The organism is Streptomyces sp. CG 926 (genome assembly GCF_003148825.1).
Classification (GTDB): domain Bacteria; phylum Actinomycetota; class Actinomycetes; order Streptomycetales; family Streptomycetaceae; genus Streptomyces.
In genome coordinates this window covers 323,033-341,532 of sequence record NZ_QGGZ01000001.1, presented here as the reverse complement: position 1 = coordinate 341,532, position 18,500 = coordinate 323,033, and the positions used below count along the sequence as shown (strand labels likewise).

The following is an 18,500-nucleotide window of genomic DNA, read 5'->3' as shown; positions in this document are numbered from 1 at the left end:
CCCCGTCCCGCCCCCGCTGGAGGCTCCGTGCGCACCCCTCTCGTCCTGCTCAACGCCCGCCTGCTCGACCCGGCCACCGGCGGGTTCCTGCCGGACACGGCCCTGGCCGCTTCCGGCGGACGGATCACCGCGCTGGGCGACGACAGCCACGTCCGTGCGCTCGCCGACGCCTCGACCACGGTGGTCGACCTCAAGGGGGCCGTCGTGACCCCTGGCCTGGTCGACGGCCACATCCACCCCGTCTCCGGCGCCGAACTGACCCACGGCCTGGACCTGTCGGGCTGCACCGATCTGGAGCAGCTCCGCGAGACGCTCGCCGCCGGCGTACGCGGGCTCGCCCGCGGCGCCTGGCTGACCGGCTGGGGCCTGGACCCGAACGCCTTCGGTGACCGGCCCGTCGAGACCGCCCCCTTCGATTCCGTACTCGACGGCGTGCCCGCCACCCTCCTCCTCTTCGACGCGCACTCCATGCTGGCCAACCGGCGTGCCCTCGAACTCGCGGGCGTGGACGGGCCGCGCACCTTCGACCAGGCCTCCGCCGAAGTGGTCTGCGACGCCGAGGGCCGGCCCACCGGCCTCCTCCTGGAGGACGCCGCCTGCGAACTCGTCGAACGCGTCGCCCCACAGCCCACCCGCGCCGAGCGCCGCGACCGGCTGGCCGCCGCACTGCGCGCGATGGCCGCCACCGGGCTGACCGGCGGCCACGCCATGGACGCGAACGGGGACAGCCTCGCCTTCTACGCCGAACTCGACGAGGCCGGCCAACTGCCGCTGCGCCTGCGCGTCGCGCCCTGGTGCCAGCCCGGCTCCGACGCCGACGCCGTGCGCGAGCTCATCGCCGGGCAGGGCGTCGGCGGCAGGCTCTGGCGCACCGAGGGCGTGAAGATCTTCATGGACGGCACGATCGACAACGGCACGGCCTGGCTGGAACAGCCGGACCGCAACGGCGAGTCCACGCACGCCTTCTGGCCCGACCCCGAGGTCTTCACGAGGATCGTCGGAGAGTTCCACCGGGCCGGCGTGCCCGTCGCCACCCACGCGATCGGCGACGCCGCCGTACGGCACGTGCTCGACGCCATCGAAAAGGCCCAGGCCTCCGACGGGTCCAGGTCCGGGGCCGGGGTCAGGGTGCGCCATCGGGTCGAGCACATCGAGACCGTCCCCGACGACACCCTGCGCCGCTTCGCCGAGCTCGGTGTCATCGCCTCCGTACAGCCCACCCACTGCTGCGACTTCACCCGAGCCGACCACACCGACAACTGGTCCCGGCGGCTCGGCGAGGAGCGTGCCGCGCGCGCCTGGCGCTGCCGTGACCTGTGGGACTCCGGAGCCACCGTGGTCCTCGGATCGGACTGGCCGATCGCCCCGTACCCGCCGCTCGGCGTGATGGGCGGCGCCCGCCACCGCCGTCCCAGCCGCGACCTCACCCAGGCCCCGCACGGTCCCGAGCAGGCCCTCACCGCCCTCCAGGCCCTCCAGGGCATGACCGTCAACGCCGCCCGTGCGGCGGGGGAGGAGCACCTGGCGGGCCGGCTGGCCATCGGCCACCGAGCCGACCTGACGGTCCTCGCCGACGACCCGCTCACCGTCGCCGCCACCGAACTGCCGGACCTGCCCGTGCTCCTGACCGTCGTCGACGGCGGCGTGACCCACCGCGACGCGGGCCTGTGACCCGGGAACGGGGGCTGCGGCAGGTGCGGCGAGTGCGGCGGCAGGGGCCGGACGGCGCTCTGGACGGTGCGTCCGGGGTGCGTTAGCTTCCGGCGCCATGAGACTTCTGGAACTCGGAATCGGCATGTGCGCGGCAGCCCTGGTCGTGGGGGTATCGGCGGCCCCGGCCCGGGCCGATGCGGGCCCGGCGCCCGACCAGGCCCCGGTGGCGCAGGACTTACGCGGCGCCGGCTGGTCCCTGAAGGACACCGGGAAGGGCGACGTGCGGTTCCGCGGGCTCGCGGCGGTCACCCGGAGTACGGCCTGGGTGGCCGGGTCCAAGGGGACCGTGCTGCGCACGGTGGACGGCGGCCGCAGCTGGCGTGACGTCTCGCCACCCGGCGCGGTCGCGGAGGGCCTGGAGTTCCGCGACATCGAGGCCTTCGACGCGCGGCACGCGGTGGCCCTGTCCATCGGGGAGGGCGAAGCCTCCCGAGTGCTGCGCACCGAGGACGGCGGAGCCACCTGGAGCGAGGCCTTCCGCAACCCCGACCCGCGTGCCTTCTACGACTGCCTCGCCTTCTTCGACGCCCGGCACGGTCTGGCGATGAGCGATCCGGTGGACGGGAAGTTCCGCATCCTGGCCACCGACGACGGCGGCCGGAACTGGCGGGTCCTGTCGAACGAGGGCATGCCCGAGGCCCTCCCGGGCGAGGCGGGCTTCGCCGCGAGCGGCCAGTGCCTGGTGAGCTCCGGCCCGCGCGACGTCTGGCTGGCCACCGGCGGCGGGGCGCAGGCCCGCGTGCTGCACTCCGCCGACCGCGGCCTGACCTGGCGGGTCGCCGAATCCACCGTCCCGGCGGGCGATCCGGCGCGTGGCGTCTTCGCCCTCGCCTTCCGGGACCGTACGAAGGGACTCGCGGTCGGCGGTGACTACCGCACCGGGCAGGCCTCCCCGCAGGCCGCGGCCGTGTCCGCCGACGGGGGACGCACCTGGCGCCAGGCCGTGACACCGCCGCCGGCCTACCGCTCGGGCGCGGCCTGGTTCCCGTACAGCCGGGGGACGGCGCTCGCGGTGGGGCCCACGGGCACCGATGTGACCACGGACGGCGGCCGCGGCTGGCGGCCGTTGGAGGCGGGCTCCTTCGACACGGTCGACTGCGCGGCCGACACGGGGTGCTGGGCGGCGGGGGAGAAGGGACGGGTGGCGCGGCTGGAACGGCGCCGCTGATCAGCTCGCGGGAGCGGCGGCGGTCGGGGACACCGGGGCCGCCGGTGGCGCGGGGGTGGTGAAGAGGTCCATCCCCGGGTAGCGCCCGGCGGTGAAGCCCGCGGCCCGGTAGACCGGTTCGCCGTCGGGGCTCGCGTGCAGCTGGACGTAGTGGATGCCGATGCCGTCGAGCCAACCGACCAGCGCGTCGACGATCCGGCGGCCGTGGCCGCGCCCACGGGCGGGCGCGTCGGTGACGATCCCGTCGAGGTAGCCGCGCCGGCCGTCCGTCCACCGAGGGCTGGGCAGGTGGTAGGTGACCCAGGCCATGCCGGTGGCGAGCAGCGGTTCGCCGGGGGCTCCGCCGACGACCAGGCACCGCACGTCGGGGCGGTCGCCCACGCGATCCAGGAACCAGGGACGGGCGACCTCCCGCCAGGCGGCGTCGGCGGGCCCGGGGTCGACCCCGAGCGCGTCGAGGGCGACGGCGCGCAGGCGTATGAGCTCGGGGATGTCGGCGGGGAGGGCGGGGCGGGGCTGCATGAACACTCCGGCGGGGGCGGTCGAGGGGGCGAAGAGGGCGGGCCGAGCCCGTCGAACGGGTCGGACCGGTCGGATCGGTCGAACGGGTCGGACCGGGGTCGGGACGGGGGACCTGGGGAGGACGGGGCAGGCATCCGCCGCCCTCGCGCGGCTGCGCCATGGTCGCAAGGGTCCGCCGGGTCGCGGCGTCCGGTGCGGCGCGCCCCCTCCCCGGCGACCGGGGCGGGCCGACCCGAGGGACGAGCCGCCGTGCCGGGCGTCGCCACCCGGTGGGCCGTGCCGGTCACCGCACTACGCGATCGGGTTCTCCCGCACCGTCGACAGGTCCGCCGAGGTCTTCGTGGCGATGAACTCCGTGATGGTGTAGTCGCAGACACCCGCCACCGTGAAGGGGTCCTCGGCCGCGATCCGCTCGATCTCGGCCCGGGACACCCCGCCGGCCAGGATCATGCCGCCGTCGCGCGGCACCTTGCGCCCCGACGCGAGGAAGACGCCGGCTGCGTAGTAGCCGTCCAGCCAGGCGATGTGAGCGTCCATCTGCTCTTCGACGGACTCGAGGGGGGCGGTGTAGGTGAGCTCCATGACGAACATGATCGCCAGGCTACTCTCGCTCCATCATGACGAGTGTGAAGATCCCCGCCGACGAGGCCGAGGCCCGGGCGATACAGGACGAACTGCGCCATCAGGTCGTGCTCACCGAGCCCGGCCCGCCACCCGGCCACGGCTTCGTCACGGGAGTGGACGTCGCCTACGACGACGCGCGCGACCTGGTCGCCGCCGCGGCCGTGGTGCTCGACGCCGGCACCCTGGAGGTCGTCGAGCAGGCCACCGCCGTCGGGCACGTCAGCTTCCCCTACGTGCCCGGACTGCTCGCCTTCCGCGAGCTGCCGACCGTGCTGGCCGCCCTCGACGCCTTGAAGACCGGTCCCGGCCTCGTCGTCTGCGACGGTTACGGCCTCGCGCATCCCCGTGGCTTCGGCCTCGCCTGCCACCTCGGGGTGGTCACCGGGCTCCCGGCCATCGGCGTCGCGAAGAACCCGTTCACCTTCACCTACGAGGAACCGGGCGCCCGGCGGGGCGACAACACCGCGCTGCTCGCGGCCGACGGGACCGAGGTCGGGCGGGCGCTGCGCACGCAGGACGGGATCAAGCCGGTCTACGTGTCCGTCGGGCACCGGGTCTCGCTGGACAACGCCTGCGCGCACGCCCTGGCGTTGAGCCCCCGCTTCCGGATCCCCGAGACCACCCGCCACGCCGACTCCCTGTGCCGCAAGGCGCTGCGAGAGGCCTCCTGACGCAGCCGGCCGGTGCGTACACCCCGGCCGGTGCGTACACCCCGGCCGGGTCCGGCGATCGGCCGGCCGGCGGCCGCCCGTCAGCGGGCGTCCGCCACCCGGAAGGTGATCCCGGCCTTCTGCAGGCGGGCGATCAGGGCGTCGCCCATCGCCACGGCCGTCGTCAGCTGTCCGGCCACCTGCGGCAGGGCGTCGTGGGCCAGGCAGAGCGCGGACTCGGCCAGCATCTTCGCCGTCTCCCCGTAGCCGGGGTCGCCGCCCGCGACCTCGGTGAACACGCGCCGGCCGCCGCCCTCGCCCACGAACCGCACGGTGAACCAGCTGCGCGCGCGGCGTTCCGCGTCCGGTCCCTGGCCCGGCTCCCAGCGGTTCATCAGCCACCGTCGGGCCGGCGGCACCTGGGCCAGCGCCACCGTCGCGCCGAGCGCCGCCGTACCACCCACCGCGACGGACAGGTGCTTGACGGAGGCGTAGTGCCGGTAGCGGAAGTCCGGGCCGTACCGCTCCAGTGCGGCCGCCGACCGGGCCACGATCCGCGGGTCCAGCGAAGGCAACGGCATCGCCCACGTCCCGGTCTCCCGACTGAAGCGCGGTACCCCCACCGGCCCACGGGCCCGCCGCCCCAGCAGCCGGGGCTCGTGCAGCCGGCGCTCGCGCGCCGCGGCCAGGGTCTGGGGGCCGCGGCTCAGCGCGGTCAGCGCGGAGGCCAGGGTCCCGCCGGAGAAGAGGGCGTTGGACCGCATGAACCCGTCGACCGCCAGCGGGACCCCCTGCGGCAGCTGCCGGACCGTGAAGTACGCCCCGAGGTCGGCCGGGATCGAGTCGAAGCCGCAGGCGTGCACGATCCGGGCCCCGGTCTCCCGGGCCCGCGCGTCGTGCTCGACGTACATGCGGTCCACGAACTCGGGCTCGCCGGTGAGGTCCACGTAGTCCGTGCCCGCCTCGGCGCAGGCGGCCACCAGCTCCGCCCCGTACCAGACGTACGGGCCCACGGTCGTGGCCAGCACCCTGGTGGACGCGGCCAGCTCGCGCACGGCCGCCGGATCCTGGGCGTCGGCCCGCAGCAGCGGGAGCCGCGCGCACGCCGGGTCGATCGAGGCCAGCCGTTCGCGCAGCCGCTCCAGCTTCGCGGTGTCCCGGCCGGCGAGGGCCCACCGGCAGCCGGCGGGCGCGTGCGCGGCGAGGTACTCGGCGGTGAGCGCGCCGACGAACCCGGTGGCGCCGAACAGCACGACGTCGTAGGCGCGTTCCGGCCGGTCGTGCGGGACAGTTGCGTTCATGAGCGGCTCCTCCCAGGGGGTGTCGGTGGCCGAGGCTAGCGCGATGCTCGGCCGCGTGGACGAGCGGGTACGGGCGGGTGCGAGCGGGTGCGAGCGGCGTACGGCGCGCCGGGCGGCGGAGAACGGCGCGCCGAGCCGGGCGCTCCGGGGCCGGGTGATCCCCCGGGAGCCCCGCCCGGGGGCTTGTGTTCGATGGAACACGTTCCTAGCATCACTGGTGTTACATCAGTTGTGTCACATAGCCGCACACCACGCACACCATGCACACCAGAGCCGCTGGGGGCCCGATGGCAGTGACAGGGAACGGGAACCGGGACGCGAGCGGGCCCGGCCCGCTCGCCGGGGTGCGCGTCGTCGAACTGGCGGGCATCGGCCCCGGACCGTTCGCCGCCATGCTCCTCGCCGACCTGGGCGCCGACGTCGTACGGGTGGACCGGCCCGGCGGTGGCGCGCTCGCGGTCGATCCGGCCTACGACATCACCAACCGCGGCAAACGGTCCGTCCTGCTCGATCTCAAGGCCGCCGACGGGCCCGCCCGCGTCCTGGACCTGGTCGAGCGGGCCGACGTGCTCGTCGAAGGGTTCCGGCCGGGGGTGGCCGAGCGCCTCGGGGTCGGACCGGAGCAGTGCCACGCCCGCAATCCGAAGCTCGTCTACGGCCGGATGACCGGCTGGGGCCAGGACGGCCCGCTCGCGGAGACCGCCGGGCACGACATCGCGTACATCGCCGTCACCGGCGCCCTCGGCATGATCGGGAAGCCGGGGGAGCCGCCGGCCGTCCCTGCGAACCTGGTCGGGGACTACGCGGGCGGCTCGCTCTACCTGGTCATCGGGGTCCTCGCCGCCCTGCACCACGCCCGCGCCACCGGCGCCGGCCAGGTCGTCGACGCGGCCATCGTCGACGGCACCGCCCACCTCACCGCCATGATCCACGGCATGATGGCGGCGGGCGGCTGGCAGGACCGCCGCGGGGCCAACCTCCTCGACGGCGGCTGCCCCTTCTACGGCACCTACGAGACCTCGGACGGCCTGTACATGGCGGTCGGCGCGCTGGAGCAGCAGTTCTACGACACCTTCGTGGCGCTCCTCGGCATCCAGGACCAGGCCCCGGCCCGCAAGGACCTCGCCCGCTGGGGCGAGCTGCGGGAGGTCGTCGCCGCGCGCTTCAGAACCCGTACGCGCGCGGAGTGGACCGCCGTCTTCGACGGGAGCGACGCGTGCGTCGCGCCCGTGCTCTCGCTGCGCGAGGCCCCGGACCACCCGCACCTCGCCGCCCGTGGGACCTTCACCGACTTCGGCGGGATCGTCCAGCCCGCGCCCGCGCCCCGCTTCTCGACGACTCCGGGCGCGCTCACCACAGGTCCGGCGCTGCCGGGCGCGCACACCGAGTCGGTCGCGGCCGACTGGGACGTGCCGGCACTGCTCGTGAAGGAGAAGGGGGAGAACTGATGGAACTGTCGATGATGCTCGACTACGCGGGCGACCCGCGCCGGGCCGCCGACCAGGCCGCCGCGCTGGAGTCGGCCGGACTCGACGCGGTATGGGTGGCCGAGGCCTGGGGGTTCGACTCCCCGACGATCATGGGCTATCTCGCCGCCCGCACCGAGCGGCTGAAGATCGGCTCGGCCATCCTGAACGTCTACTCGCGCACCCCCGGCCTCATCGCGCAGACCGCCGCCGGCCTGGACGCGCTCTCCGGCGGCCGGGCGCTGCTCGGCCTCGGCGCGTCCGGCCCGCAGGTCGTCGAGGGCTGGCACGGGATGCCGTACGACAAGCCGCTCGGCCGGACCCGCGAGACGGTCGAGCTGTGCCGGCGCATCTGGCGCCGCGAGACGATCGACCACCACGGCATCACCGACATGCCGCTGCCGCCGGAGCGCGGCACCGGGCTCGGTAAGCCGCTGAAGATCCTCACCCGGCCGGTCCGCCCCACGATCCCCGTGTACGTCGCCTCGCTCGGCCCGGCCAACGTGCGGCTGACCGCCGAGATCGCGGACGGCTGGCTGCCCACGCTGTTCATCCCGGAGAAGGCCGCCGCGGTCTGGGGCGGCCCGCTCGCCGAGGGCGCGACCAAGCGGTCGCCGGAGCTCGGCCCGCTGCAGACCGTCGCGGGCGGCCTGCTCGCCATCGGCGACGACGCGGCCGCCGTACGGGACCTCGCGCGCCCGCAGATCGCCCTGTACGTCGGCGGGATGGGCGCGGTCGGCAACAACTTCTACAACGACCTGGCCGTCGCCTACGGCTACGAGGAAGAGGCCCGGCGGATCCAGGAGCTTTACCTCGCCGGCCGTAAGCGCGACGCCGCCGCTGCCGTACCGGACGAGTTCTGCGAGCTGATGACGCTGTGCGGGCCCGAGGGCTACGTACGCGAGCGCGTCGAGGCCTTCCGCGAGGCGGGCGTCACCATGCTCAACGTCACCCCGGTCGGACCCGAGCCGGCCAAGCTGATCGAAACCGTCAAGAACTGGCTTTAGGGAGCCGTCCGATGAAACGCCAGATCTTCGACGCCGACCACGAGGCGTTCCGCGAGACCGTACGCACCTTCCTCGCCAAGGAGGTGCTGCCGCACTACGAGCAGTGGGAGAAGGACGGCATCGTCAGCCGTGAGGCCTGGCGGGCCGCGGGCCGCCAGGGACTGCTGGGCCTCGCCGTCCCGGAGGAGTACGGCGGCGGTGGGAACACCGACTTCCGCTACGCCGCCGTGATCGCCGAGGAGTTCACCCGCGCGGGCGCCCCCGGGCTGGCCATCGGCCTGCACAACGACATCATCGGGCCCTACCTGACCTCGCTCGCCACCGAGGAGCAGAAGCGCCGTTGGCTGCCCGGATTCTGCTCCGGCGAGACCGTCACCGCGATCGCGATGACCGAACCGGGCGCCGGCTCCGACCTGCAGGGGATCCGGACCACCGCCGAGGACCGGGGCGACCACTGGGTGCTGAACGGCTCCAAGACCTTCATCTCCAACGGTATCCTCGCCGACCTGGTGATCGTGGTCGCGAAGACCACCCCCGAGGGCGGGGCGCACGGCCTGTCGCTGCTGGTCGTCGAGCGCGGCGCGGAGGGCTTCGAGCGCGGCCGCAACCTCGACAAGATCGGCCAGAAGTCCCAGGACACCGCCGAGCTCTTCTTCAACGACGTACGCGTCCCGAAGGAGAACCTGCTCGGCGAGCTGAACGGCGCCTTCGTCCACCTGATGACCAACCTCGCACAGGAGCGGATGGGCATCGCGATGGCCGGTATCGCGGCCGCCGAGCATCTGCTGGAGATCACCACCCGGTACGTGAAGGAACGCGAGGCCTTCGGCCGTCCGCTGGCCAAGCTGCAGCACATCCGGTTCGAGATGGCGGAGATGGCCACCGAGGTCGCCGTCACCCGGACCTTCCTCGACCGCTGCATCGCCGACCACTCCAACGGCGAACTGGACCACGTGCACGCCTCGATGGCCAAGTGGTGGGCCACCGAACTGCAAAAGCGCGTCGCCGACCGCTGCCTGCAACTGCACGGCGGCTACGGCTACATGACCGAATACCGGGTCGCCCGGGCTTTCGTCGACGGTCGCATCCAGACCATCTACGGCGGCACGACCGAGATCATGAAGGAGATCATCGGCCGTTCCCTGCTCGGCTGAACTCCCTCTTCCGCCGCACTCCCACCTCCGCCGAGCTCCTGCTACCGCCGAGCTCCTCCTTCCTCCCCCTGGACACCTCCGAAAGGCTTGACCAGTGAGCACCGAAGCTTACGTATACGACGCGATCCGCACCCCGCGCGGCCGCGGCAAGGCCAATGGCGCCCTGCACGGCACCAAGCCGATCGACCTGGTCGTCGGACTCATCGACGCCCTGCGCGAGCGCAACCCGGGCCTGGACCCCGCCACCATCGACGACATCGTGCTCGGCGTCGTCGGCCCGGTCGGCGACCAGGGCTCCGACATCGCCCGGATCGCGGCCATCGCCGCCGGACTCCCGGACACCGTGGCCGGCGTACAGGAGAACCGCTTCTGCGCCTCCGGCCTGGAGGCCGTCAACCTGGCCGCCGCGAAGGTCCGCTCCGGCTGGGAGGACCTGGTCCTCGCCGGCGGCGTGGAGTCCATGTCCCGCGTCCCGATGGCCTCCGACGGCGGCGCCTGGTTCGCCGACCCGATGACCAACTGGGACACCGGCTTCGTCCCGCAGGGCATCGGCGCCGACCTGATCGCCACCATCGAGGGCTTCTCCCGGCGCGACGTGGACGAGTACGCGGCCCTGTCGCAGGAGCGCGCCGCCGCCGCCATCAAGGACGGCCGCTTCGCGAAGTCCGTGGTCCCGGTCACCGACCGCAACGGCCTGATCGTCCTGGACCACGACGAGTTCGTCCGCCCCGGCACCACCGCCGACACCCTCGCCAAGCTGAAGCCCTCCTTCGCGGACATCGGCGACCTCGGCGGCTTCGACGCGGTCGCGCTGCAGAAGTACCACTGGGTCGAGAAGATCGACCACGTCCACCACGCCGGTAACTCCTCCGGCATCGTCGACGGCGCCTCGCTCGTCGCCATCGGTTCCCGCGAGGCGGGCGAACGCAACGGCCTGACCCCGCGCGCCCGGATCGTCTCGGCGGCCGTCTCCGGCTCCGAGCCCACCATCATGCTCACCGGTCCGGCCCCGGCCACCCGCAAGGCCCTCGCCAAGGCCGGGCTGACCATCGACGACATCGACCTGGTCGAGATCAACGAGGCCTTCGCCGGCGTCGTCCTGCGCTTCGTCAAGGACATGGGCCTGTCCCTCGACAAGGTCAACGTCAACGGCGGTGCCATCGCGCTCGGCCACCCGCTCGGCGCCACCGGCGCGATGATCCTCGGCACGATCGTCGACGAGCTGGAGCGCCAGGACAAGCGCTACGGGCTCGTCACCCTCTGCGTCGGCGGCGGCATGGGCGTCGCCACCATCGTCGAACGCCTCTGATCCGACCTGTTCCCCCTGCCCACCGGACCTTCCGAAACGAAAGCAGTGACCATGAGCGAGTCCACCACGATCCGCTGGGAACAGGACGAGACCGGCGTCGTCACCCTGATCCTCGACGACCCCAACCAGTCCGCGAACACGATGAACCAGGCCTTCAAGGACTCCATCGCCGCGATCGCCGACCGCGCCGAGGCCGAGAAGGACTCCATCCGCGGCATCATCTTCACCTCCGCCAAGAAGACCTTCTTCGCGGGCGGCGACCTCAAGGACATGATCCGGCTCCGCCCCGAGCACGCGCAGATCGCCTTCGACACCGGCACCGAGATCAAGCGCTCGCTGCGCCGGATCGAGACCCTCGGCAAGCCCGTCGTGGCCGCCATCAACGGCGCCGCCCTCGGCGGCGGTTACGAGATCGCCCTCGCCTCCCACCACCGCGTCGCCCTCGACGCGCCCGGCTCCAAGATCGGCCTGCCCGAGGTCACCCTGGGCCTGCTCCCCGCCGGTGGCGGTGTCACCCGTACGGTGCGCCTGATGGGCATCGCCGACGCGCTGCTGAAGGTGCTGCTCCAGGGCACCCAGTACTCCCCGCAGCGCGCCCTGGACAACGGCCTCGTGCACGAACTGGCCGCCACCCCCGAGGAGATGCTGACCAAGGCCCGCGCCTTCATCGACGCGAACCCCGAGTCGAAGCAGCCCTGGGACGTACCCGGCTACAAGATCCCGGGCGGTACGCCGTCCAACCCGCGGTTCGCCGCCAACCTCCCGGCCTTCCCGGCCAACCTGAAGAAGCAGCTGAACGGGGCCCCGTACCCGGCGCCGCGCAACATCCTGGCCTGCGCCGTCGAGGGCTCCCAGGTGGACTTCGAGACCGCGCTGACCATCGAGGCCCGCTACTTCACCGAGCTGGTCACCGGCCAGACGGCCAAGAACATGATCCAGGCGTTCTTCTTCGACCTCCAGGCCGTCAACGCGGGCCGCAGCCGCCCGCAGGGCGTCGAGGCGCGGAAGGTCCGCAAGGTCGCCGTCCTCGGCGCCGGGATGATGGGCGCCGGCATCGCCTACTCCTGCGCCCGCGCGGGCATCGAGGTGGTGCTCAAGGACGTCACCGCCGAGGCCGCCGCCAAGGGCAAGGCGTACTCCGAGAAGCTGCTCGACAAGGCGCTCTCCCGGGGCCGGACCACCGAGGCGGGGCGCGCCGAGCTGCTCGCCCGGATCACCCCGACCGCGAACGCCGCCGACCTCGCGGGCTGCGACGCCGTCATCGAGGCCGTCTTCGAGGACACCGCGCTCAAGCACAAGGTGTTCCAGGAGATCCAGGACGTCATCGAGCCGGACGCGCTGCTGTGCTCCAACACCTCCACGCTGCCCATCACGGGCCTCGCGGAAGGCGTGTCGCGGCCGGTCGACTTCATCGGCCTGCACTTCTTCTCGCCCGTCGACAAGATGCCGCTCGTGGAGATCATCAAGGGGGAGCGGACCGGCGACGAGGCCATCGCCCGCGCCTTCGACCTGGTCCGCCAGATCAACAAGACCCCGATCGTGGTCAACGACTCGCGCGGCTTCTTCACCTCGCGCGTCATCGGACAGTTCATCAACGAGGGCGTCGCGATGATCGGCGAGGGCGCCGAGCCCGCCTCGATCGAGCAGGCCGCCGCCCAGGCCGGATACCCGGCCAAGGTGCTCTCGCTGATGGACGAGCTCACCCTCACCCTGCCGCGCAAGATCCGCAACGAGAGCCGCAAGGCCTTCGAGGCCGAGGGCAAGGCGTGGACCGAGCACCCGGCCGACGCGGTCATCGACCGCATGGTGGACGAGTTCGGGCGCCCCGGGCGCAGCGGCGGGGCGGGCTTCTACGAGTACGACGAGGCCGGCAAGCGCGCCCGCATCTGGCCGGGCCTGCGCGAGCACTTCGCCAAGCCCGGGTACGAGATCCCGTTCGAGGACATGAAGGAGCGGATGCTCTTCTCCGAGGCCCTGGACACCGTCCGCTGCCTCGACGAGGGCGTGCTCACCTCGATCGCCGACGCCAACATCGGCTCCATCATGGGCATCGGCTTCCCGGCCTGGACGGGCGGCGTGATCCAGTACATCAACGGCTACGAGGGCGGCCTGTCCGGCTTCGTGGCCCGGGCGCGTGAGCTCGCCGACACGTACGGCGAGCGCTTCATCCCGCCGGCCTCGCTGGTCGCGAAGGCGGAGCGCGGCGAGACGTACACGGACTGATCCGGTGACGGCCTCGGGCCCGCCCGCGGGGGCGGGCCCGAGGTGTTCCTCCGGTCAGCCCTCGGACACGGCCAGGTGGGCGAACACCCCGTGCCGTCGGGAGCCGTCCGGGGCGGTCCATCCGGCCAGGACCCGTCGCCCCGCGCCGTCACCGGCCGGGGCGACACCGTCGAGCAGCACGCGGGACACGGTCAGGGTCGACACCGGCCCTTCCGACATGAACGGGCCCACGGTGACGAGGCTCGCGTCGGCGGTGTCCGTCACCGTCCCGGGGCCGGTCAGGCCGTGCTGTACCCCGGCCCCCTCGCCGAGGACCTCGACCGTCGGGTCGGGGGCGTCGCTCGCGTTCTGGTCCTGGGCCGTCGTACGGCCCGCGAGCAGGGACAGCAACTGCTCGACCAGGACCGGGTCGTGGGCCCCGTCGTAGATCCAGCGACGGCCCAGCACCCCGTGCTCGGAGGTGCCGATCAGGCCGTCCTCGGCGCCCTTCAGCGGTGCTCCGCGGTAGGTCAGCGGGACCAGATAGCTCACCGGCTCGTCCCCGGCGGTGTCGGTGACCACCATGAACTCGATGCCCACCTCGCCCTCGGGGTCGTCCAGCCGGAAACCACCGGCCTTGGCGAGCCGGGGACCGCCCGAGCCGCCCCGGTACCAGGGGCGCAGGGGCAACCAGCCGGCCAGGAGTTCGAGCTTGCCGGGCGACATGGTGGTGCGGTGGATGACAGCCATGATCCGCAACCTACCCGGGCGGCAGCGGTGACGACCGGCAGGGGAGCCTGCCGGCCGCGCGGCCGCGCGCCCCACGGTCCGCCCCGGCTACGTCTCCGGTTCCGAGGCGAACGCCGCCCGCAGTTCCTCCCGTAGCGACCGCTGGAAGGCCGTCACCAGCGCCTGGACCACCATCGGCTGCATGTGCGCGGAGAGCGCCTTCATCGACTCCACCCGCTCCGGATCACTCTCGTCCCGGGTGAACGGCCCCCACACCTCGTCCCGGAACAGCGCCGTCAACTCGTGCGCCGCCGACCGGGTGTGCTCCATCAGTACCCCGCGTGCCGCCAGGATCGTCTCGTGGGCGATCGGTACGTCGAGCAGCGCGACCCCGAGCCTCAGCAGCCCCACGTCCACCCGGAACCCGTCCCCGGCGGCGGCGAGCACGTTCATCGCCGTCAGCCGCCGGACATCGGTGTCCGACAGGCTCCGGCCCGCACGCTTCTCCAACTCCTCCCGGGACACCTCCTGGGCCGCGTCCGGAGCCCAACTGGACACCATCGCCCGGTGGATCGCCAGGTCGTGGGCGCTCAGGTCGTCCGGCAACGCGTCCAGATAGCGCTCGATGGCGGACAGGGTCATGCCCTGGTGCTGCAGCTCCTCGATCAGCGCCAACCGGGACAGGTGTTCCGGCCCGTAGTGCCCCACCCGACGAGGGCCGATCACGGGAGGGGGCAAAAGTCCGCGGGTGCTGTAGAAACGAACGGTGCGCACGGTGACGCCCGCCCTGGTCGCCAGCTCGTCGACGGTGAGCATCGGCTCGGGTGCCTGGTCGGCCATCGTCTGCGCCTCGCTCTCTGCTCCACAGCTTGGGTTCAACAGTATTGCTGTCGCACCAACGATGTGAAACGGCCAGGAGCTGCCCATGACCACGAACCTGCGACTGCCCGGACGACCCGAAGAGATCACCCTGCCGGCCCTGCTGGCCCGCAACGCCGCCGAGCACGGGGAGCTCCCCGCCCTCTCCTGGCGGACCGGCCCCGACGCCGACGGGTGGACGACCCTCACCTGGGGCGAGGTGCGCCGCAAGGTGGCCGTCCTCGCCTCCGGATACGCCGCCCTCGGTGTCGAGCGCGGCGAACACGTGCTGATGATGATGGGCAACCGCCCCGAGCACTGGCTCAGCGACCTCGCCCTCGTCCACCTCGGCGCCGTGCCCGTCACCGTGTACGGCACCTCGGCGCCCGAGCAGATCGCCCACATCGCCCGGCACAGCCGGGCCCGGGTCGCCGTCGTCGAGGGCGCCCGCGAACTCCTGCGGTGGGAACCGCTGCTGGCCGACCCCGACGTGCCCCTGGAGCGTCTCGTCGTGGCCGAGGCCGCCGAGGCCGGCGAGCACTCCACCTACGGCTCCCTGCACGCCGGCGGTGCCCGGCTCCACCGCGCCGACGCCTTCGAGAAGGCCTGGCGGGAGACGCGCCCCGAGGACCCGCTGACGGTCGTCTACACCTCCGGGACCACCGGGGACCCGAAGGGCGTGCGGCTGACCCACCGCAACCTGATGCTCCAGGCGATCCGCCTCGACCGGCACGTGGACCTGCCCGAGCACGCCGAGCACATCTGCTACCTGCCCTTCGCGCACATCGCCGAGCGGGTCCTCGGGATCTACCTGCCCCTGCTGCGGGCCTCGCACGTACGGCTGTGCGCGGATCCCGCCGCCGTGTCGGGGGCGGTCCGCGAGTTGCGTCCGGTGCAGTTCTTCGGCGTGCCCCGGGTGTGGGAGAAGCTCGCCGCCTCGGTCCGCGCGGTCCTCGCCCAGCTTCCCGAAGCACAGCGCGCGGCGATCGAGGCCGCGAACGACCTGGCCCGCGCCCGGGCCGCCCATCGGGAGCGCGGCGAGGAGGTGCCGGCCGCGCTCGAAGCCTCGTACGCCGGGGCCAAGGAGCAGGTGCTGGACCCGCTGCTGCGGCTCGCGGGCATGGACCGGCTGATGTGGACGGCCAGCGCCACCGCGCCGATGCCGATCGACGTGGTCCGCTTCTGGGCGGGCTGGGGCATCACCATCATGGACGCCTGGGGGCTCACCGAGACCTCTGGCGTGTGTACGGTCAACAGCCCGGACGGCTTCCGGCTCGGCTCGGTGGGCCGCCCGATCGAGGGCCTGGAGGTGAGGCTGGCCGAGGACGGGGAGATCCTCACCCGTGGGGCGACCGTCTTCGGTGGCTACCTGCGGCCGGACGGCTCGGTGGAGAGCGCCGCGGACCCGGCGGGCTGGTTCCCGACGGGGGACATCGGCCGGCTCGACGAGGACGGGTTCCTCTGGCTCACCGACCGCAAGAAGGAACTGATCATCACCTCGAACGGCAAGAACGTCTCGCCCGCCCTGGTGGAGAACACGGTCAAGGAGCACCCGCTGATCGGCCAGGCCCTGGTGCACGGCGACGGCCGCTCCTACCTCGTGGCCCTGCTGGTCCTGGACCCGGAGCTGGCGCCCGTCTGGGCCGCCGCCCGCGGCATCGAGGCCGCCTCCCCGCCCGAGCTCGCCGCGCACCCCGCCGTCCGGGAGGAGATCGCCCGCGCGGTGGCGGCGGCCAACGCCCGGCTCAACCGGACCGAGCAGATCAAGCGGTACCGGCTGCTGACCGAGGAGTGGGGCCCCGAGAGCGGAGAACTCACGCCCTCGCTCAAGCTCCGCCGTCGGGTGGTCCGGGACAAGTACGGCGCACTGATCGACGGCCTGTACGAGGAGCCGTACGAGGAGTCGTACGGGGAGGCGAACGAGTCCGCGTAGCCGGACGCGCCGGTGCGGTGGGCGGGATCGGGCCCACCGCACCGGCGCCGCGCGGCGGGTGAACCGCCGCGCGGCCGCCCTGCGCCCCTAACTGTCCGACATGAGCTTAAATATGAAGAACATAATGCTCTGTCAGGATGTGCGGTTCCAGCCCTTCGGGGAAGGGGGCTTCGTTGTCGGCCGATCAGTCTTCCCGCACGGACAAGGTGGTCTTCGGGGTCACCGCGGGCCTGACCCTCGCCTTCGTCCTCTGGGGCGCCGTGGCGACGGACTCGCTGGAGAGCGTGTCGAGCACCCTGCTCGAAGGGCTCATCCACAACGGCGGCTGGGCCTTCATGCTCGCCGCCAGCGGCTTCGTCGTCTTCGCCCTCTGGCTGGCCATCAGCCGCTATGGCCGGATCCGCCTCGGCCGAGAGGACGAGGTACCGGAGTTCCGCACCGTCTCCTGGGTCGCCATGATGTTCAGCGCCGGCATGGGCATCGGCCTCATGTTCTACGGCGTCAGCGAACCCCTGGCGCACTACGGGACGCCCCCGCCCGGCACGCATCCGGTCGACTCCGCCGAGCGGATGCAGACGGCGATGGCCACCACCCTGTTCCACTGGACGCTCCATCCGTGGGCCATCTACGCGGTCGTCGGGCTCGCCATCGCCTACAGCACCTTCCGGCGCGGCCGGCGCCAGACGATCAGTGCCGTGTTCGAGCCGCTGATCGGCGCCCGGCACGCCCACGGCGGCGCCGGCCGGGTCATCGACATCGTGGCGATCTTCGCCACCCTCTTCGGCTCCGCCGCCTCGCTGGGCCTCGGGGCCCTCCAGATCGGCAGCGGCATCAGTCAGTTGGGGTGGATGGAATCGGTCGGCACCGGACTGCTCGTGGCCGTCATCGCCGTCCTGACCGTCGCCTTCGTCGCCTCCGCGGTCTCCGGCGTGGAGCGGGGCATCCAGTGGCTGTCGAACATCAACATGGTGCTCGCCCTCGTGCTCGTGGTCTTCGTGTTCATCGCCGGGCCGACCATCATCGTGCTCGACCTCCTGCCCACGTCCCTGGGCGCCTACCTCGGCGACCTCCCCCAGCTCGTGGGCCGCACCGAGGCCACCGGCGCCGGCGAGGTCGCGAAATGGTTGGGCAGCTGGACGGTCTTCTACTGGGCCTGGTGGATCTCCTGGACCCCGTTCGTCGGCATGTTCATCGCCCGGATCAGTCGCGGCCGCACCATCCGGCAGTTCATCGGCGGCGTCATCCTCGTACCGAGCACGGTCAGCCTGCTGTGGTTCTGCGTCTTCGGGGGCACCGCCATGAAGCTCCAGGAGAGCGGCGACCTCCCCCGCGAGAGCACCCCCGAGGGCCAGCTCTTCGGGCTGCTCCAGCAGTTCCCCGCGGCCACCGTGATGAGCCTGCTGGTCATGGTCCTCGTCGCGATCTTCTTCGTCTCCGGCGCGGACGCCGCCTCCATCGTGATGGGCACGCTCTCGCAGAAGGGCGTCCTCGAACCGGCCAAGCCCGTGGTCGTCTTCTGGGGAGTGGTCACCGGCGCCGTCGCGGCCGTCATGCTGCTCATCGGCAACGGCGAGGGCGACGCGCTCGCCGGACTGCAGAACCTGACGATCCTGGTGGCGGCGCCGTTCACCGTGGTCATGATCGGCATGTGCGTGGCACTCATGCGCGACCTGCGCAAGGACCCGCTCATCATCCAGGGCGAACAGGGCGAGGAAGCCGTGGCGGTGGCCGTGGCCGCGGGCCACGAGGAGTACGGCGGCGCGTTCGAGATCCGCATCGGCCCGTCCGGCGAACCGGAGGAGGACGAGGCCCGGCCGCCGGCGGCGTCCCCGCCACCCGACGGCCGGAGCTGATGGCGGGGGCG

The 18,500-nt window shown here is 72.8% G+C and carries 15 protein-coding genes; 10 read left to right on the top strand and 5 right to left on the bottom strand.

Features of this window, described 5'->3' with window-relative positions; all coding sequences use genetic code 11:
- Nucleotides 1-27 precede the first annotated feature (27 nt).
- On the top strand, nucleotides 28-1,671 hold the full coding sequence (locus BCL76_RS01370; RefSeq protein WP_109777398.1) for an amidohydrolase: 1,644 nt from the start codon (nucleotides 28-30) through the stop codon (nucleotides 1,669-1,671).
- Between the two features lie 124 nt (nucleotides 1,672-1,795).
- The gene (locus tag BCL76_RS01365; RefSeq protein WP_109777397.1) at nucleotides 1,796-2,881 is read left to right on the top strand and encodes a WD40/YVTN/BNR-like repeat-containing protein; all 1,086 of its coding nucleotides are present in this window, start codon (nucleotides 1,796-1,798) and stop codon (nucleotides 2,879-2,881) included.
- On the opposite strand, the gene BCL76_RS01360 is transcribed toward BCL76_RS01365, so the two are convergent.
- Nucleotides 2,882-3,403, bottom strand: coding sequence for a GNAT family N-acetyltransferase (locus BCL76_RS01360; protein ID WP_109777396.1), 522 nt, complete (start codon nucleotides 3,401-3,403; stop codon nucleotides 2,882-2,884).
- A 291-nt stretch (nucleotides 3,404-3,694) separates the two neighbouring features.
- Nucleotides 3,695-3,994 carry a YciI family protein gene (locus tag BCL76_RS01355; RefSeq protein WP_030771519.1) on the bottom strand — a complete coding sequence of 100 codons (300 nt, stop codon included), beginning with the start codon at nucleotides 3,992-3,994 and terminating at the stop codon, nucleotides 3,695-3,697.
- Between the two features lie 26 nt (nucleotides 3,995-4,020).
- On the opposite strand from BCL76_RS01355, the gene BCL76_RS01350 reads away from it, so the two are divergent.
- Nucleotides 4,021-4,698 carry an endonuclease V gene (locus tag BCL76_RS01350; RefSeq protein ID WP_109777395.1) on the top strand — a complete coding sequence of 226 codons (678 nt, stop codon included), beginning with the start codon at nucleotides 4,021-4,023 and terminating at the stop codon, nucleotides 4,696-4,698.
- 80 nt (nucleotides 4,699-4,778) lie between these two features.
- Here BCL76_RS01350 and BCL76_RS01345 read toward each other — a convergent pair whose 3' ends face one another.
- A complete protein-coding gene (locus BCL76_RS01345) occupies nucleotides 4,779-5,978 on the bottom strand; it encodes a saccharopine dehydrogenase family protein (protein WP_109777394.1) in 1,200 nt (399 codons plus the stop codon).
- Between the two features lie 287 nt (nucleotides 5,979-6,265).
- On the opposite strand from BCL76_RS01345, the gene BCL76_RS01340 reads away from it, so the two are divergent.
- The 5 genes from BCL76_RS01340 to BCL76_RS01320 all read left to right on the top strand — a co-directional run bounded on the left by BCL76_RS01340 (nucleotide 6,266) and on the right by BCL76_RS01320 (nucleotide 13,137).
- Nucleotides 6,266-7,426: a CaiB/BaiF CoA transferase family protein gene (locus tag BCL76_RS01340; RefSeq protein ID WP_109777393.1), complete on the top strand. Its 1,161-nt coding sequence runs from the start codon at nucleotides 6,266-6,268 to the stop codon at nucleotides 7,424-7,426.
- The gene (locus BCL76_RS01335) at nucleotides 7,426-8,451 is read left to right on the top strand and encodes an LLM class F420-dependent oxidoreductase (RefSeq protein WP_109777392.1); all 1,026 of its coding nucleotides are present in this window, start codon (nucleotides 7,426-7,428) and stop codon (nucleotides 8,449-8,451) included. The genes BCL76_RS01340 and BCL76_RS01335 overlap by 1 nt, the downstream gene beginning before the upstream one ends.
- An 11-nt stretch (nucleotides 8,452-8,462) precedes the next feature.
- Nucleotides 8,463-9,605 (top strand): acyl-CoA dehydrogenase family protein, encoded by a 1,143-nt coding sequence (locus BCL76_RS01330; protein WP_109777391.1) that lies wholly within the window; start codon nucleotides 8,463-8,465, stop codon nucleotides 9,603-9,605.
- Nucleotides 9,606-9,699: 94 nt separating this feature from the next.
- On the top strand, nucleotides 9,700-10,914 hold the full coding sequence (locus BCL76_RS01325; RefSeq protein ID WP_030771506.1) for an acetyl-CoA C-acetyltransferase: 1,215 nt from the start codon (nucleotides 9,700-9,702) through the stop codon (nucleotides 10,912-10,914).
- A gap of 51 nt (nucleotides 10,915-10,965) precedes the next feature.
- On the top strand, nucleotides 10,966-13,137 hold the full coding sequence (locus BCL76_RS01320; RefSeq protein ID WP_109777390.1) for a 3-hydroxyacyl-CoA dehydrogenase NAD-binding domain-containing protein: 2,172 nt from the start codon (nucleotides 10,966-10,968) through the stop codon (nucleotides 13,135-13,137).
- 54 nt (nucleotides 13,138-13,191) lie between these two features.
- On the opposite strand, the gene BCL76_RS01315 is transcribed toward BCL76_RS01320, so the two are convergent.
- Nucleotides 13,192-13,866 (bottom strand): maltokinase N-terminal cap-like domain-containing protein, encoded by a 675-nt coding sequence (locus BCL76_RS01315; RefSeq protein ID WP_109777389.1) that lies wholly within the window; start codon nucleotides 13,864-13,866, stop codon nucleotides 13,192-13,194.
- An 87-nt stretch (nucleotides 13,867-13,953) separates the two neighbouring features.
- The gene (locus tag BCL76_RS01310; protein WP_109777388.1) at nucleotides 13,954-14,685 is read right to left on the bottom strand and encodes a MerR family transcriptional regulator; all 732 of its coding nucleotides are present in this window, start codon (nucleotides 14,683-14,685) and stop codon (nucleotides 13,954-13,956) included.
- Nucleotides 14,686-14,770: 85 nt separating this feature from the next.
- On the opposite strand from BCL76_RS01310, the gene BCL76_RS01305 reads away from it, so the two are divergent.
- On the top strand, nucleotides 14,771-16,636 hold the full coding sequence (locus BCL76_RS01305) for an AMP-dependent synthetase/ligase (RefSeq protein ID WP_109777387.1): 1,866 nt from the start codon (nucleotides 14,771-14,773) through the stop codon (nucleotides 16,634-16,636).
- A 137-nt stretch (nucleotides 16,637-16,773) separates the two neighbouring features.
- Entirely contained in the window at nucleotides 16,774-18,489 is a 1,716-nt protein-coding gene (locus BCL76_RS01300) for a BCCT family transporter (protein ID WP_109777386.1), read from the top strand.
- Nucleotides 18,490-18,500: the final 11 nt, after the last annotated feature.

What these genes read in the sequence shown, in the direction of transcription:
- BCL76_RS01315 (WP_109777389.1), bottom strand. Translation starts at nt 13,866, where the DNA reads ATGGCTGTCATCCACCGCACCACCATGTCGCCCGGCAAGCTCGAACTC.
- BCL76_RS01310 (WP_109777388.1), bottom strand. Translation starts at nt 14,685, where the DNA reads ATGGCCGACCAGGCACCCGAGCCGATGCTCACCGTCGACGAGCTGGCG.
- BCL76_RS01355 (WP_030771519.1), bottom strand. Translation starts at nt 3,994, where the DNA reads ATGTTCGTCATGGAGCTCACCTACACCGCCCCCCTCGAGTCCGTCGAA.
- BCL76_RS01340 (WP_109777393.1), top strand. Translation starts at nt 6,266, where the DNA reads ATGGCAGTGACAGGGAACGGGAACCGGGACGCGAGCGGGCCCGGCCCG.
- BCL76_RS01330 (WP_109777391.1), top strand. Translation starts at nt 8,463, where the DNA reads ATGAAACGCCAGATCTTCGACGCCGACCACGAGGCGTTCCGCGAGACC.
- BCL76_RS01345 (WP_109777394.1), bottom strand. Translation starts at nt 5,978, where the DNA reads ATGAACGCAACTGTCCCGCACGACCGGCCGGAACGCGCCTACGACGTC.
- BCL76_RS01320 (WP_109777390.1), top strand. Translation starts at nt 10,966, where the DNA reads ATGAGCGAGTCCACCACGATCCGCTGGGAACAGGACGAGACCGGCGTC.
- BCL76_RS01335 (WP_109777392.1), top strand. Translation starts at nt 7,426, where the DNA reads ATGGAACTGTCGATGATGCTCGACTACGCGGGCGACCCGCGCCGGGCC.
- BCL76_RS01305 (WP_109777387.1), top strand. Translation starts at nt 14,771, where the DNA reads ATGACCACGAACCTGCGACTGCCCGGACGACCCGAAGAGATCACCCTG.
- BCL76_RS01350 (WP_109777395.1), top strand. Translation starts at nt 4,021, where the DNA reads ATGACGAGTGTGAAGATCCCCGCCGACGAGGCCGAGGCCCGGGCGATA.
- BCL76_RS01300 (WP_109777386.1), top strand. Translation starts at nt 16,774, where the DNA reads ATGTGCGGTTCCAGCCCTTCGGGGAAGGGGGCTTCGTTGTCGGCCGAT.
- BCL76_RS01360 (WP_109777396.1), bottom strand. Translation starts at nt 3,403, where the DNA reads ATGCAGCCCCGCCCCGCCCTCCCCGCCGACATCCCCGAGCTCATACGC.
- BCL76_RS01365 (WP_109777397.1), top strand. Translation starts at nt 1,796, where the DNA reads ATGTGCGCGGCAGCCCTGGTCGTGGGGGTATCGGCGGCCCCGGCCCGG.